General features: G+C 70.0%; 14 protein-coding genes. 9 read left to right on the top strand and 5 right to left on the bottom strand.

Annotated elements, in window-relative coordinates; genetic code table 11:
* Both ACRWNM_RS15080 and cofD read right to left on the bottom strand, forming a co-directional pair.
* Complete coding sequence (locus tag ACRWNM_RS15080; RefSeq protein WP_431967787.1) at positions 1–1,344, bottom strand: coenzyme F420-0:L-glutamate ligase; 1,344 nt, start codon at positions 1,342–1,344, stop codon at positions 1–3.
* Complete coding sequence (gene cofD, locus ACRWNM_RS15075; protein WP_431967785.1) at positions 1,341–2,339, bottom strand: 2-phospho-L-lactate transferase; 999 nt, start codon at positions 2,337–2,339, stop codon at positions 1,341–1,343. Before cofD ends, ACRWNM_RS15080 begins: the two co-directional genes overlap by 4 nt.
* A 489-nt stretch (positions 2,340–2,828) precedes the next feature.
* Here cofD and ACRWNM_RS15070 point away from each other — a divergent pair, with 489 nt between their 5' ends.
* From ACRWNM_RS15070 to ACRWNM_RS15040, 7 genes are all read left to right on the top strand, one after another.
* Positions 2,829–3,062, top strand: coding sequence for a WhiB family transcriptional regulator (locus tag ACRWNM_RS15070; protein WP_029901515.1), 234 nt, complete (start codon positions 2,829–2,831; stop codon positions 3,060–3,062).
* Positions 3,063–3,124: 62 nt separating this feature from the next.
* Positions 3,125–3,613, top strand: a complete 489-nt coding sequence (locus ACRWNM_RS15065) for a metallopeptidase family protein (RefSeq protein WP_431967783.1) — start codon at positions 3,125–3,127, stop codon at positions 3,611–3,613.
* Positions 3,614–3,862: 249 nt separating this feature from the next.
* Positions 3,863–4,240, top strand: a complete 378-nt coding sequence (locus ACRWNM_RS15060; RefSeq protein WP_431967985.1) for a DUF3499 domain-containing protein — start codon at positions 3,863–3,865, stop codon at positions 4,238–4,240.
* A 359-nt stretch (positions 4,241–4,599) separates the two neighbouring features.
* Positions 4,600–5,976, top strand: a complete 1,377-nt coding sequence (locus ACRWNM_RS15055) for a phosphomannomutase/phosphoglucomutase (protein WP_431967781.1) — start codon at positions 4,600–4,602, stop codon at positions 5,974–5,976.
* 169 nt (positions 5,977–6,145) lie between these two features.
* On the top strand, positions 6,146–7,369 hold the full coding sequence (locus ACRWNM_RS15050) for a tobH protein (protein ID WP_431967779.1): 1,224 nt from the start codon (positions 6,146–6,148) through the stop codon (positions 7,367–7,369).
* A complete protein-coding gene (gene manA / locus ACRWNM_RS15045; RefSeq protein ID WP_431967777.1) occupies positions 7,369–8,589 on the top strand; it encodes a mannose-6-phosphate isomerase, class I in 1,221 nt (406 codons plus the stop codon). Before ACRWNM_RS15050 ends, manA begins: the two co-directional genes overlap by 1 nt.
* 83 nt (positions 8,590–8,672) lie before the next feature.
* Entirely contained in the window at positions 8,673–9,596 is a 924-nt protein-coding gene (locus ACRWNM_RS15040) for a cation diffusion facilitator family transporter (protein WP_431967775.1), read from the top strand.
* 61 nt (positions 9,597–9,657) lie between these two features.
* Here the strand turns inward: ACRWNM_RS15040 and ACRWNM_RS15035 are convergent, their stop codons facing one another.
* Both ACRWNM_RS15035 and ACRWNM_RS15030 read right to left on the bottom strand, forming a co-directional pair.
* Positions 9,658–11,127, bottom strand: a complete 1,470-nt coding sequence (locus tag ACRWNM_RS15035) for a phytoene desaturase family protein (protein WP_431967773.1) — start codon at positions 11,125–11,127, stop codon at positions 9,658–9,660.
* A 9-nt stretch (positions 11,128–11,136) separates the two neighbouring features.
* Positions 11,137–11,730: a TetR/AcrR family transcriptional regulator gene (locus tag ACRWNM_RS15030; RefSeq protein ID WP_431967771.1), complete on the bottom strand. Its 594-nt coding sequence runs from the start codon at positions 11,728–11,730 to the stop codon at positions 11,137–11,139.
* 100 nt (positions 11,731–11,830) lie between these two features.
* Between ACRWNM_RS15030 and ACRWNM_RS15025 the strand changes: the two genes are divergently transcribed.
* Positions 11,831–12,247, top strand: coding sequence for a DUF4267 domain-containing protein (locus ACRWNM_RS15025; protein WP_431967769.1), 417 nt, complete (start codon positions 11,831–11,833; stop codon positions 12,245–12,247).
* Between the two features lie 90 nt (positions 12,248–12,337).
* On the top strand, positions 12,338–12,553 hold the full coding sequence (locus ACRWNM_RS15020; protein ID WP_431967767.1) for a DUF4287 domain-containing protein: 216 nt from the start codon (positions 12,338–12,340) through the stop codon (positions 12,551–12,553).
* Positions 12,554–12,705: 152 nt separating this feature from the next.
* Here the strand turns inward: ACRWNM_RS15020 and ACRWNM_RS15015 are convergent, their stop codons facing one another.
* Positions 12,706–14,061 carry a cation:dicarboxylate symporter family transporter gene (locus tag ACRWNM_RS15015; protein ID WP_431967765.1) on the bottom strand — a complete coding sequence of 452 codons (1,356 nt, stop codon included), beginning with the start codon at positions 14,059–14,061 and terminating at the stop codon, positions 12,706–12,708.
* Positions 14,062–14,279 lie beyond the last annotated feature (218 nt).

The following is a 14,279-nucleotide window of genomic DNA, read 5'->3' as shown; positions in this document are numbered from 1 at the left end:
TCATAGTTCGACCAGGCCCGCCCCGGGACCGGCCACTTGGCGCGGGGTCGGCTCTTCCAGCGGATGACCGATGGCGATGGCGCCCAACGGGTTCCAGTCCGCCTCCAGGCCGAGCACATCCCTGGTGATCTCCGGAGCGAAGATGGTCGAGCCGATCCAGCAGCTGCCGATCCCCTCGGTGGCCAGCGCGACGAGCAGGCCCTGTACCGCCGCACCCACCGCCACGGTGAACATGGTCCGTTCGGCGGCGCGTCGGCGCTCGTCCGGATAGTCGTGCGCGCCGTCGGGCACACAGAACGGGATGATCACCTCGGGCGCGTCGAACAGGATCCGGCCACGCGCCACCCGCCGCTCCACCCGCTCGGGGTCGAGACCGTCGGCCGTGAGGTCGGCCCGCCACTTGTCGGCCATCGCCGCGAGCAGCTGGTCCCGCAGGCCCCGCTTGCGCACCCAGACGAACCGGACCGGCCGGGTGTGGTGCGGCGCGGGCGCGGTCAGCGCGACGGCGACGGCCGCGCGGATTCGCTCCGGATCGACCGGGGTGTCGGCGAATCGGCGCACCGAACGACGCAGCGGCACGGCCTCACGCCGACCGAGCTCGATGGCTTCCGCGGTGCCGAGCCAGAACAGGTCGTCGGTGCCGCGGCGCAGCAGATCCGTTGCGCCGGAACCGTCGTCGACGACCGGCAGCCCGCGCACCACCGCGACAGGGACGCCGCCGAGCTTGCCCTTCACCAGATCCGCCGCTGCGGCCAGTTCGTCGGCGACGGCCACCTGGGTGACGTGCAGCTCGTTGCCCTGCCCGTCCACCGAACCCGCGTAGTCGTGCAGCACCCGGAGCCCCGCCGCGCCGATCGCGGCGTCGGTCTGGCCGTTGCGCCAGGCCCGGCCCATGGTGTCGGTGATGACGACGGCGACGGTCACACCGAGCCGTTCGGCCAGCGCGGACCGCAGCGCCTTGGCGCTGCCGTCGGGATCGGCGGGCAGCAGCACCAGTTCACCCTGCTCGACATTGGAGCCGTCCACGCCGGAGGCGGCCTGGACGATGCCCAGCTTGTTCTCGGTGATCAATGTGCGGCCTTTGCGGGCCAGCACCCGCACGGCCTCCTGGTCGACCAGCGCCCGGCGCGCGGTGTCGCGCTCCTCGGGATCCAGTGGCGCGGCGACGATGCGCCCCTCGGCCTTGGCGATGATCTTGCTCGTCACCACGAGAATGTCGCCGTCCGCCAGCCAGGGCGCGCGGGCGGCGATGCTCTCGGCGACGTCGTCGCCGGGACGGAATTCCGGCAGGCCGGTGATGGGCAGGATGCTCAACTCGCCCGCGGCGTGGTCGATCGAGGTCACGGCTTCACTCCCGCGAGATCCAGTGCCTCGCGCACGATTTCGGCGGTCGTCGGCGGGTCGGTCATGAGCAGCGGCACACTGCGCACCTCGACGCCGGGGACGTCGGCGGTGTCGGTGGTGTGGATCAGCCAGCCGTCGAGGATGCCGGTGGCCGAGCGCGCCCCGTAGTAGCGGCCGACCGCCTCGGCCGTGGTCTCCACGCCGATCACCGAGAGGCACTCGTCGGCCATGCCGCGCAACGGCTTTCCGTCGATGACACCGGACACGCCGATCACCTTCGCCTCGGTCGTGCGCAGCGCGCCGCGGATGCCGGGCACCGCGAGGATGGCGCCGATGCTCACCACCGGGTTGGAGGGGGCCAGCAGCACCGCGTCGGCGGACGCTATGATATCGGTCACATTTGGGGCCGGTTTGGCTTCATCCGCACCGATTGTGGCGAATCCATGGGTGTCGATGTCTGCGCGGTATCGAACCCACCACTCTTGGAAATGGATCGCGCGGCGTTCGCCAGGGTTCTCGGGGTCACTGACAACCACATGTGTTTCACACCGATCGTCGGTTGCCGGGATGAGTTTCACGCCCGGTTGCCACCTGTTGCAGAGCGCTTCGGTGACAGCGGAGAGCGGATACCCGGCACGCAACATTTCGGTTCGAATCAAGTGCGTGGCGATATCGCGATCCCCCAAGCCGAACCAGTCCGGCTGCGCGTGATATTTCGCGAGCTCTTCCTTGGCGTGCCAGGTCTCGCCGACCCGGCCCCAGCCGCGTTCGGTGTCGATCCCCCCGCCGAGGGTGTACATGCAGGTATCGAGGTCGGGGCAGATCCGGAGGCCGTGCATCCAGACGTCGTCGCCGACGTTCACGATCGCGGAAACATCGGCTTCCGGCAGCAGTTCCCGCACGCCCTGCAGGAAGCGCGCGCCGCCGACTCCGCCGACAAGGACGGCGATCTTGGGTCCCTTCGCGGGCGCGATGTCCGCTTGTTGTCCAGTCACATCCGCACAGCCTATGCGCTGCCGAAGAGAGCGGTGCCGGGGCGTTATTTGCTATTCATTTGCTATGCCGTACACCAAGATCAGCACGGAAACCCGTCGCGGATAGTAACGGAATAGCGACGACGGCTTGACCATCGACGCGTTCGGCGTGTCTAATCACAGTCGTGTCATTCCGGGTTCGCGCGAGAGTGCAAGGCGCGGACAACTTTTCGAACAGGCGTTCGAGCCGGGGTGGCGAGCTCGGGGATGTCCGCGGGACTACGTCGCGGGGTACGGCCGTCGGTGTGCGTGTTGGTCCGACGGAAAGAATCATTCTGCGCTAACACACAGTGAGGAGGCGGAGCGATGGCCAACGATATGGTCTCGCAACCCGATTCCACAGCAGGCGCAGCACGTGGCGTCTGCGCAGACATCGGCCGGAGCGAGCAAGACGGCGGTGACGCGGTGTCGACACCCCGGCTCAGCCTGGTCGTGACGGGCTTCGACGAGATGTTCGAATCCATCGAAGAGCAGTGGCAAGAGCGTGCCCTGTGCGCGCAGACCGATCCGGAGGCGTTCTTCCCCGAGAAGGGCGGCTCGACCCGCGAGGCGAAACGGATCTGCATGGGCTGCGAGGTGCGCGACGAGTGCCTGGAGTACGCACTCGCACACGATGAGCGCTTCGGCATCTGGGGCGGTCTCTCCGAGCGGGAGCGCCGGCGCCTCAAGCGCGGTATCGGCTGACATGTAGGCGGCGCACCGACCTCGATGCGCGAGGTCGGTGCGAGTTCACCTAGATTTTGAGTATGTCCCGTTCACGCCATCGACGCCCGCCCACTGCCAGGTCGGTGATCCGCCGCGGCCGCGGGGTGCGCGGGCCGATGCTGCCGCCGACGGTGCCCGCGTGGCGCACCAGAGGCCAGCAGTTCGACCGGCTCGTGCTGGAGGCGTTCGCCCCGCTCGACAGCCGCTGGCACGACCGGCTCACCAAACTCGACATCGCGGTCGACGACGTACCGAAAATCCGTCCGCTGCACCCCGATTCGGTCACCTGGCCGGACGAGGTGGTGGCCGACGGACCGGTCCCGCTCTCCCGGCTGATCCCCGCGGGCGTCGACCGGCACGGGCAGGCGACCCGCGCGCGGGTCGTCCTGTTCCGCAAACCGCTCGAACTCCGCGCGAGCGATCCGGACGATCTCGTCGATCTGCTCCGCGAGGTGCTCGTGCAGCAGATCGCCACCTACCTCGGCGTCGATCCCGACGTGATCGACCCCGAGGAGGAGGAAGAAGAGTAGGCGATCCGCCCGGCAGACGCAGCCGGGCGACGTCCGCCCGAAGTCCACGCACGGCCGGGGTACGCACAGCGGACGGGTCGGACGCAGTCCGCCCCAAGTCCACGCACGGCCGGACCGAAGGCGGAGGAGGTACGCGAAGAGCGCACGGCCGGAGCGAAGGCGAAGGTACGCACATGTGAGCCGTGACTCTTAGCGCGTGTCTATCCACATCCGGAGGCCAGGGGGGTTACTCTCATCGACGTGATCCCCATGCGTCGTTGCTGCCGACCCGGCTGCAAGAATCCGGCCGTCGCGACGCTCACGTATGTCTACTCCGACTCCACCGCGGTGGTGGGTCCGCTCGCGACGGTGGCCGAGCCCCACTCGTGGGACCTCTGTGAAACGCATGGATCCCGGATCACCGCGCCGAAGGGGTGGGAGCTGGTCCGCCACGAAGGCGGCTTCTCCACCACGCCGGACGACGACGACCTCACCGCACTGGCCGAAGCCGTCCGCGAGGCCGGTCTGCGGCGGCGTCCCCCCGAGCCCGATCAGCGCGGCTACCGCGAGTACGCGCCCGCGCCGCAGCGCACCACCCGCACCGGCAGGCGCGGGCACCTGCGCGTGCTACCCGATCCGCCGAACTGAACCGGTCGACGCGAAACACGACCCGGCGCTGCCGAGTCGATCGCAACGCCGAGCCTCACCCGACGACCGTCCGGAGACGTCGCACCCGCAGCAGGCATCGGTGACGGACGCCAGGCCACGTTTCCTTCTCCCTTCACGCTCGCCCCACCTGCTCACCGCGGGACCGGACGCTCACCCGCGACCGCGCGCACCTCGGCCGCGCCGCCGCACGCGGGCGGCGAAACCGATTGCCCACGGCGCGGATCCGACCGCGATCGTCCACCTCGCACACCGCGCCGTACCTGCCGCATGCGCGGAAATCGGGCCCGAGGGTAGGGAGCGGTCCCGCGGCCGCGCCGGGGCACACTAGGGTAGGGGCCATGACAGTCGCCCGCTCTGCCGAATTCGTGAACGCGGTGATCAAGGCCTACGACGTTCGCGGTGTGGTCGGTGAACAGATCGACGCGCAATTCGTCAGGGACGTGGGCGCTTCCTTCGCGCGGCTGATGCGCGGCGAGGGCGCGAGCCGCGTGGTCATCGGTCACGACATGCGCGAGTCCTCCCCCGAGCTCGCCGCGGCCTTCGCCGACGGCGTGCAGGCGCAGGGCCTCGACGTGACGCACATCGGCTTGGCCTCCACCGATCAGCTGTACTTCGCCTCCGGCCACCTCGGCTGTCCCGGCGCCATGTTCACCGCGAGCCACAACCCCGCCCGCTACAACGGCATCAAGCTGTGCCGCGCCAACGCGCTGCCGGTCGGCCAGGACACCGGACTCACCGCCATCAAGGACGAACTCGTCACCGGCGTGCCGGAATTCGACGGGCCGCGCGGCAGCGCCACCGAGGTGGACCTGCTCGCCGACTACGCGAAGTTCCTGCGCGGGCTGGTCGACCTGGAGAGCATCCGCCCGCTCACGATCGCCGTGGACGCGGGCAACGGCATGGGCGGCCACACGGTGCCCGAGGTGCTCGGCACGCTGTCCTCGGTGACCATCGTCCCGCTCTACTTCGAGCTGGACGGCTCGTTCCCCAACCACGAGGCCAACCCGCTGGACCCGAAGAACCTGGTCGATCTGCAGCAGCTGGTCCGCAGTTGCGGCGCCGACATCGGACTGGCCTTCGACGGCGACGCCGACCGCTGCTTCGTGGTGGACGAGAACGGCGAGCCGGTCTCCCCCTCGGCCATCACCGCACTGGTCGCCGAGCGCGAACTCGCCAAGGAGCCGGGCGCGACGATCATTCACAACCTGATCACCTCGCGGGCGGTGCCCGAGCTGGTGCACGAGCTCGGCGGCACCCCGGTGCGCACCAGGGTCGGCCACTCGTTCATCAAGCAGCAGATGGCCGCGACCGGCGCGGTGTTCGGCGGTGAGCACTCGGCGCACTACTACTTCCGCGATTTCTGGGGCGCCGACTCCGGCATGCTCGCGGCGCTGCACGTGCTGGCCGCGCTCGGCGAGAAGGACCGGCCGATCTCCGAGCTGATGTCGTCGTACGAGACGTATGCCGCCTCGGGCGAGATCAATTCGACGGTGGCCGACGCCAAGGAACGGACGCTGGCGGTGGTCGAGGCGTTCGAGGATCGCGCCAAGTCGGTGGACCGGCTCGACGGGGTGACGGTTCAGCTGGCCGACAACGCCTGGTTCAACCTGCGTGCCTCGAACACCGAGCCGTTGCTGCGGCTGAACGTCGAGGCCCGATCGCCGGAGGAAGTAGACGCACTCGTAACCGAGATTCTGAGCATCGTCCGGTCCTGACTGGGATAGTGGAGATACGACGGAATGGAATCACACGCTCAGGATTCGACCGGGGAAGCAGACGATTCTGCTCGACGCGAGATCCCGAGCATCGTCCACTCCCGACTGGAATAGTGGAAGCACAGTGGACGATCCGGACGCAGCGCGATGAGGGGAGGTGGGACGCCCGATGATCGCTGGAACACCGGTGCTCGACCTCGACGATGCCGCTTCGCTCGAGGCGGCAGATAGCGGCGGCGCCCTGCGCTCCGCCGCCTCGGGTGGCGCCCAGGTGCGCGCCACCGCGGCGGCCATCGCCGAACACGCGCTGGCCCGTCTCGCCGACCTACGCCCGCGCAGCGTGGTGCTGGTCTCCGGTTCCGGTCGCGCCGCCCGCGCCGCGGGTCTGCTCGTCGCCGCGCTCGGCGACCGCGCAGGCCTGCCCGTGGTGCTCGCGTCCGCACTGCCGCCCTGGGTCGGTCCGCTGGACGTGGTGCTCGTCGCGGGCGACGACGCCGGCGATCCTCGCCTGATCGAAGCGGTGGACCGCGCACTGCGCCGCGGCGCCGAGGTGGTCGTCGCCGCACCGCACGAGGGACCGCTGCGCGCCGCGGCCGCGGGCCGGGCCGCGCTGCTCGAGCCGCGTGTTCCGGTGCTCGACCACAACCGCCTGCTGCGCTTCCTCGCGGCCGGGATCGCCGTGCTGCGCATCGTCGACCCCACGCGCGCCGGTACGGCCGTGCCCGACCTGACCGAGCTGGCCGACGTGCTCGACGCCGAGGCGCTGCGCGACGGCCCGCACAACGAGGTCTTCCACAATCCGGCCAAGACGCTGGCCGCGCGCATGCAGCAGCGCGGCATCGTGCTGGCGGGCGACTCCCCCGCCGCGGCGGAACTCGCCGAGCACGGCGCCGAGGTGCTGCTCCAGGCCGCGGGCCGGGTGGCCACCGCGGCCGATCTCGCCGAGGCGGTGGCCGCCAATCCGCGCATGGTCGAGGCGGCGGGCGAATCCGCGCCCGGCTTCGATCCGCTCTTCCACGACGAGGAGTTCGACGGTCCCGCGCCGGTCGAGCGGATCCGGGTGTTCGTGCTGAGCGCCGATTCCGACCAAGCCGCCGCGCGGCGCCGGGTCGCGGTGTTCGGCGGCGGCGGTTCCGGTCTCGTCGACGCGGATCTGGTGAGCGCCGACGTCGACCTGCTGCAGAACAGCATGACCGATCCGGCCGCTCCGGCATCCGCGCGGACCGAGGCGTCCGGCGCGTCCGGGCGCGGCACCGAACTCGAACAGCTCGCGGTGCTCGCACTGCGCCTGGAGATGGCCGCGGCCTACCTACGGCTGATCGGCTCGCGCGGCGCGGCCGCCGAGACCCCCGGCGGCTTCGGCGGCGAACAGTACGACGGGGGACGCTACTAGTGCACGAACTCGTTGGTGCACTGCGTTCCTACGCATGGGGTTCGCGCACCGCGCTCGCTAGGCTGTGCGGCCGACCGGTCCCCTCGGCACACCCGGAGGCCGAACTCTGGTTCGGCGCGCATCCCGCCGATCCCGCGCACGTCAAGACGGCGATCGGCACGACGTCGCTGCTGGAGTTCGTCGCGGCGAATCCGCATCGCGAACTGGGCTCCGCCGCGCCGGAATTCGGCGGCAAACTGCCGTTCCTGCTGAAGATCCTGGCGGCCGAGGAGCCGCTGTCGCTACAGGCGCACCCGTCGGCGACGCAGGCGCGCGCCGGGTTCGAGCGGGAGAATCGCGCGCGGGTGCCGCTGGACTCGCCGATGCGCAACTACCGCGACGAGAACCACAAGCCGGAACTGGTGGTGGCGCTGGATCGCTTCGAGGCGCTGGCCGGGTTCCGCGAGCCGCACCGCACCGTCGAGCTGTTCCGCGCGCTCGAGGTGCCCCAACTCGTGTCCTACACGGAGATGCTTGCCTCCCAACCCGATTCGGCGGGTCTGCGCACGCTGTTCACCACCTGGATCACGCTGCCTCAGCCGGTGCTCGCCACGCTGCTGCCCGCGGTGCTGGACGGCTGCGTGCGCTATCTGTCCGGAAAGGGCAAGCGCGCCTTCACCCTCGAGGCGCGCACGGCGCTCGAACTCGCGGAGGCCTACCCCGGCGACGCGGGTGTGCTCGCCGCGCTGCTGCTGAACCGGGTGACGCTGGAGCCGGGCCAGGGACTGTTCCTCGACGCCGGGAACCTGCACGCCTACCTGCGCGGGCTCGGCGTGGAGATCATGGCCAACTCCGACAACGTGCTGCGCGGCGGGCTCACGCCCAAGCACGTCGACGTGCCGGAACTGTTGCGGGTGCTGGATTTCGAGCCGATCGACCTGCCCGTCGTGCTGCCGGAACCGGCGGGCGACGGCTCGGTGCGGTATCGCACGCCCGCGCCCGAATTCGCGCTGCGCCGCTTCGATCTCACCGAAGGCTCCGGACAGGTGCCGCTCACCTCGGCGGGGCCCGGCATCGTGCTGTGCACGGCGGGTACGGTGCGGCTGCTCCAGGACGGCACCGAGCTGCTGGTCGGGCGCGGCGCGGCGGCCTGGATCTCGGCCGCCGACAGCGATGTTCGCGCCCAAGCGGTGGACGGACCCGCCCAGGTGTTCTGTGCCTGCCTCGGCGCGGGCAACTGAGCGACGCGGCAGGCGCTCGGCCGAAGATCGGCGAACACGCTAAGTTAGCCGGGATCGGCGAAACGAGAGAGGACCTTCACGACATGTCTGCTGGCGGTGGCAAGAAGGCGATTCTGGCCGCGTTGACGGCGAACGCCGGGATCGCGGTGGCGAAGTTCGTCGGCGCGGCGATCACCGGTTCGGCCTCGATGCTGGCCGAGGCGGTGCACTCGGTGGCCGACACCTCCAACCAGGGCCTGCTGCTGTTCGGCCAGCGTCGCGCCGAACAGGAGGCCGACGAACTGCATCCGTTCGGATACGGGCGCAACCGCTATTTCTACTCGTTCATCGTGGCGCTCGTGCTCTTCACGCTCGGCTCGGTCTACGCCATCTACGAGGGCATCCACAAGATCCAGCATCCCGAGGAGCTGAGCTCGCCGATCGTCGCGATCGTCATCCTGCTGATCGCCATCGGCCTGGAGACCTTCAGCTTCGTCACCGCCATGCGCGAGTCCCGCCCGCTCAAGGGCGGCGCCAGCTGGTGGCGGTTCATCCGCAACTCGCGCAGCCCCGAACTGCCCGTGGTGCTGCTGGAGGACACCGGCGCGCTGGTCGGTCTGGTCCTCGCCTTCCTGGGCGTCGGCCTCACCATGCTCACCGACAACGCGATCTGGGACGGCATCGGCACGCTGTGCATCGGCGCGCTGCTCGGTGTCATCGCGATCATCCTGATCATCGAGATGCAGAGTCTGCTGATCGGCGAGGGCGCGACGCCCGAGGAGGACAGGGCGATTCGAGAGAGCCTGGTCGACGGCGAGCGCATCGACCGCGTCATCCACCTCAAGACCCAGTACCTCGGTCCGGAGGAGATTCTGGTGGCGGCCAAGGTGGCGATCACGCCGGGGCTGGACATCGCGACCATCGCCGCGGCCATCGACGCCGCCGAGGCGCGGGTGCGCAGGGCCGTGCCCGCCGCACGCATCATCTACGTGGAGCCCGACCTGTACCGCACACAACCGGTGTCGTAATCGTTCTTCCGTGAGCACCGTTGCCCACAGTGCGTGAGCACCATTGGGCACGGGGCGGCGGTCAGCGGTGTTGCGGCTGACGCTCGCGCAGCAGATCGAGCGGGTCGGTGCGGATGTCGAATTCGTGGCGCAGCACGTGGCGGGCGGCGTGCACGCCGTTCATACCGTGCACGCCGGGGCCGGGCGGGGTGGCCGAGGAACACAGGTAGACGCCGGGCAGCGGGGTGGCGTACGGGTTCCAGCGCGGGGCGGGGCGAAACGCGGTCTGGCGCAAGGTCATCGCGCCCGCCGAGATGTCGCCGCCCACGTAGTTGGCGTTGTGCGCGGGCATTTCCGCGGCGGTGCACACGTTCGTGGCGAGGATCAGATCGCGGAAGCCGGGCGCGAAGCGCTCCACCTGGGCGATGACCGCGTCGCTGATGTCGCGATCGGAGCCGTTCGGCACATGGGCGTAGGTGTAGAAGGTCTGCGCGTCACCGGGCGCGCGGCTGGGATCGACCACGCCCGGCTGAATGGCGAGCACATACGGACGCTCGGCGTGCCGGCCCGCGGCGACCGCGCCTTCGGCGGCCATCGCCTCGGCGCGGCTGCCGATCAGATGCAGGGTGCCCGCGCGCTCGCATCCCTCGGCCCGCCACGGCACCGGACCGGAGAGCGCGAAATCGACCTTGCACGCCGCGCCGCCGTAGCGGAATCGCCGCAGCCGCTTGGCATATCGGGTGGGCAGCCGGTCGGCGGCCAGGCGAAGCAGACCCTCCGGCGCGAGATCGAGCAGGACGGCGCGCGCACCGGCGAACTCGTCCAGCGAGTCCACCCGGTGGCCGACGTGCACCCGGCCGCCGAGCTCTTCGAGTCGGTCGACGAGCGCGTCCGGGATGGCCTGGCTGCCGCCGCGCGGAACGACCCAGCCGCCCGCATGACCGAGCGTGGCAAGCAGCAGCCCTGCGCCTGCCGCGGGCAGGGCGCGCGGCGAGGTGATCGCGTGGGTCGCCACGCCCGTCAGCAGTGCGGGCGCGATGTCCTCGTGGAACCGCGCGTTCCACAGCGGCGAGCCCTGTTCGACGAGCCGCAGACCGAAGCGCACCGCGGTGGGCAGATCGTGGGGCAGGCGACGCAGGTCGGCCATGGTCAGGTCGACCACGCTCCGCCAGTTCCCGACCAGCGGTTCGAACAGCCGCCGCCAGGCGTCGCCGTCGCGGCCCAGGTCCGCGACGGTGCGATCGAGATCCCGCCAAGCCAGACCGGCCCGGCCGCCGTCGAGCGGATGCGCGTAGGACACCTCGGGGGCGAGTAGGTCGACCCCGTGGGCGCCGAGGTCGAAGGCGCGAAAGAACGGCGAAGCCAAGGCCATCGGGTGCGCGCCGGAGCACACGTCGTGGTGGAACCCGGGAAGCGTCAGCTCCGCGGTACGCGCGCCCCCGCCCGCTGTGGTCTCGGCCTCGTACACCTCGACGGACAGTCCCGCAGAGGCGAGGACCACCGCCGCGGCCAAGCCGTTGGGTCCCGAGCCGACCACCACCACATCAGCCATGGCCCCACGCTACCTGCGCTCGACGGCCCCCACGCCGGCCAGCCATTCGTCGACCAGGATCCGCAGTCGCGCCTCCCGCAACTGCGGCAGCAGCCTGCCGCCGCGGCCGAGGGTGGCCATGCCGTGGATCGAACTCCAGGCCACTTCGGTGCGCGCCCCGAGATCGGGTTCGCCGACGAACGGGCGGAACAGGCGTTCCAGCTCGCCCCAGCCGTCGCGCAGCGCCTGTGGCGCCTCCGGTCCGAAGGCCAGGTCGGTCTTCATCAGGAACATCGCGTCGTAGAGGGCGGGATTGGCGTCCGCGAAGTCGAGGTACGCCCTGGCCACGGATTCCAGCGCCGCGGCCGGGGTCTCGGCGCCGGCGTGCGCCGCGCGCAAGGCGTCGGCGAGTTCGGCGAAGCCCTGTTCGGCGACCGCCGTGACAATCGCGGTCTTGCCCGCGAAGTGGCTGTAGAGCACGGGCTGGCTGTACTCGATGCGGTCGGCCAGCCTGCGCACCGTCACCGATTCCCAGCCTTGGGACTCGGCGAGTTCGCGTGCGGTGTCGATGATGCGCCGATGGCGTTCGGCCCGTTCGCGTTCCTTGCGAGTCTGGGTGCTCATGCCAAAATTCTAGCACCGCTAGACAATCTATCGAGGCTCGTCTACCGTTGCTCTCAGATCTAGCGACGCTAGAATTCAGAGCACCACCGAGGAGCACCCCGTGACCATCTCCCGCATCGCCACCGTCCTGTCCCTGATCGGCGCGGCGTTCATCCTCTACGTCGGCCTCAGCTACGTGATCGCGCCCGACAGCGTCGCCCCCGGCTTCGGCCTGCCCGCCTGGCCGGACGGCGAGGCCGCGGCCTTCATGAACCTCAAGGGCGTGCGCGACATCGCGTCCGGTCTGGTCATCCTGGCCCTGCTCGCCGCGAAGCAGCGGTATGCGCTCGGCATCGCCACCGTGGTGATCGCGCTGATTCCGTTCGGCGACATGCTCACCGTGCTGCGCTGGGACGGCTCGGCGGGCGCGGCCTTCGGTATCCACGGACTCACCGCCGCGCTCGTGGCGCTCACCGGCGCGCTGCTGATCCGGGAACGGGCGGTCACGAAGGACGATCGCGTCGCCGCCGCGGTGTGATCCGCGACATAGACCCGGTTCCCGCGATGAGTTGCGCGACCCAGCGCCGTCCATTTCTCTGAAGACACCGCGAGCACAGGAGAACGAACCATGGCGACCAAGCCGCACGGCCCCGCGTCCTACTTCCCCACCATCGAGACCAAGTACGGCCGCGGCATCGACGAATGGTTCACCCTGCTGCGCGACTGCGGTCTGGAGGGGCACAAGCCGCAGGTCGAGTGGCTGAAGACCGAGCACGGGATGGGCCACGGCCACGCCACCGCGCTCGTCCAGTACCACCTCAACCCCGGCAAGTGGGCGGTCTGAACCACACCGGAACGAGCACCGGCGCGGAAACGAACGAAGGGCCCGCGGGATATGCGGGCCCTTCGTCGATCGCCAAGGCGGCACCGGCCCGCGGAGGCAGTGGGTGGTGCGATGCCGCCCGCGGCCCCGACGTTGGCCGGGGACGTCGGGTGTCAGGCCGAGACCAGGTTCTGCTCAGCCGGTTCCGCGGCCTCCGGCGCGGCGTGCTCGTCGATCATGGTGCGTTCGTCGAAGGGCAGCTTGCGGTCGAGCACCAGCCGGACCTGGTCCACGTCGATGGTCTTGGTCCAGGTGCCGATCAGCACGGTCGCGACCGCGTTGCCGGAGAAGTTCGTCAGCGCGCGGGCCTCGGACATGAAGCGGTCGATGCCGACGATCAGGCCGACGCCGTCGAGCAGCTCCGGACGGTGGCTCTGCAGACCGCCTGCGAGGGTCGCGAGGCCCGCGCCGGTGACGCCCGCCGCGCCCTTGGAGGCGACGATCATGAACAGCAGCAGGCCCAGCTGTTCGGGCAGGCTGAGCGGCTTGCCCATCGCGTCGGCGATGAAGATCGAGGCCATGGTCAGGTAGATGGCGGTGCCGTCCAGGTTGAACGAGTATCCGGTCGGCACGACGACGCCGACCGTGGTGCGCTCGACGCCGAGGTGCTCCATCTTCGCGATCAACCGCGGCAGCGCCGATTCCGAGGACGACGTGCCGACGATGAGCAGGTACTCCCGCGCCAGGTACCGGACCAGCTTCAGGATCGACACACCGGACACCACGCGCACCAGCACTCCGAGCACGCCGAAGACGAACACCAGGCAGGTCAGGTAGAAGGCGATCATCAGGGTGGCGAGCTGCACCACCGCGTCGAGGCCGGTCTTGCCGACCACGTTCGCGATCGCGCCGAACGCGCCGATCGGGGCCAGCCACAGGATCATCGACAGGACACGGAACACCAGCTTCTGCGCCAGCGTCACCGCGCGCAGGATCGGCTCACCCGCGCTGCCCATGGCCTGCACCGCGAAGCCGACGAGCAGCGCGACGAACAGCGCCTGCAGCACGCTGCCCTCGGTGAGCGAGGAAACCAGCGTGGTCGGGATGATGTTGTTGATGAAATCCCAGGTGCCGCCCGCGCTGTGCGCCTGGTCGGCGTACTTCGCGCCCGCGCCCGCGGTCTTGGCGATGTTCATCCCACTGCCCGGCTCGAGCAGGTTGCCGACGACAAGGCCGATGCCGAGCGCGACCGTCGACATGATCAGGAAGTAGCCGAGCGCCATCCCGCCGACCTTGCCGACGGTGGCCGCGGCGCGCACCGAACCGATACCGAGCACGATGGTGCAGAAGATGACCGGCGCGATCATCATCTTGATCAGATCGACGAACATGGTGCCGAGCGGGGCCAGCGAGACGCCGACGTCAGGCGCGAGCCAGCCGACCAGGATGCCTGCGCCGACAGCGGCGATGACCGCCAGATACAGCCAGTGGGTGCGGTCGCGCCGCGACGCGCGGGGTGTGTCGCTCATGGCGAATCATGTCCTCCGAGTGGTACCGGAATGCGGGCCTTACCGGCCGCGTGTGCAAAATGATGACGACGCGCGTGACGCGGGTCACTGTTTGGTGCATAACGTTCAGTGGAGGTCAGCTCGTGCGACGTCGTCGCTTCACAGACGCCGCCGGGTCCGGCCCGCGCGCTCGCGGCGAGAGACGGCCGCGCGGCCCGCGGCTCTCCCTCGCCGGCCAG

Source organism: Nocardia sp. bgisy134, from assembly GCF_965341865.1.
Lineage (GTDB): Bacteria > Actinomycetota > Actinomycetes > Mycobacteriales > Mycobacteriaceae > Nocardia.
The sequence above is the reverse complement of the archived record's forward strand: the minus strand, read 5'-3'. Positions and strand labels throughout refer to the sequence as shown.

Coding starts and splice junctions, on each gene's coding strand:
- ACRWNM_RS15070 (WP_029901515.1), top strand. CDS start 2,829: ATGTTCGAATCCATCGAAGAGCAGTGGCAAGAGCGTGCCCTGTGCGCG.
- ACRWNM_RS15065 (WP_431967783.1), top strand. CDS start 3,125: ATGTCCCGTTCACGCCATCGACGCCCGCCCACTGCCAGGTCGGTGATC.
- ACRWNM_RS15060 (WP_431967985.1), top strand. CDS start 3,863: ATGCGTCGTTGCTGCCGACCCGGCTGCAAGAATCCGGCCGTCGCGACG.
- ACRWNM_RS15055 (WP_431967781.1), top strand. CDS start 4,600: ATGACAGTCGCCCGCTCTGCCGAATTCGTGAACGCGGTGATCAAGGCC.
- ACRWNM_RS15050 (WP_431967779.1), top strand. CDS start 6,146: ATGATCGCTGGAACACCGGTGCTCGACCTCGACGATGCCGCTTCGCTC.
- ACRWNM_RS15040 (WP_431967775.1), top strand. CDS start 8,673: ATGTCTGCTGGCGGTGGCAAGAAGGCGATTCTGGCCGCGTTGACGGCG.
- ACRWNM_RS15035 (WP_431967773.1), bottom strand. CDS start 11,127: ATGGCTGATGTGGTGGTGGTCGGCTCGGGACCCAACGGCTTGGCCGCG.
- ACRWNM_RS15030 (WP_431967771.1), bottom strand. CDS start 11,730: ATGAGCACCCAGACTCGCAAGGAACGCGAACGGGCCGAACGCCATCGG.
- ACRWNM_RS15020 (WP_431967767.1), top strand. CDS start 12,338: ATGGCGACCAAGCCGCACGGCCCCGCGTCCTACTTCCCCACCATCGAG.
- ACRWNM_RS15015 (WP_431967765.1), bottom strand. CDS start 14,061: ATGAGCGACACACCCCGCGCGTCGCGGCGCGACCGCACCCACTGGCTG.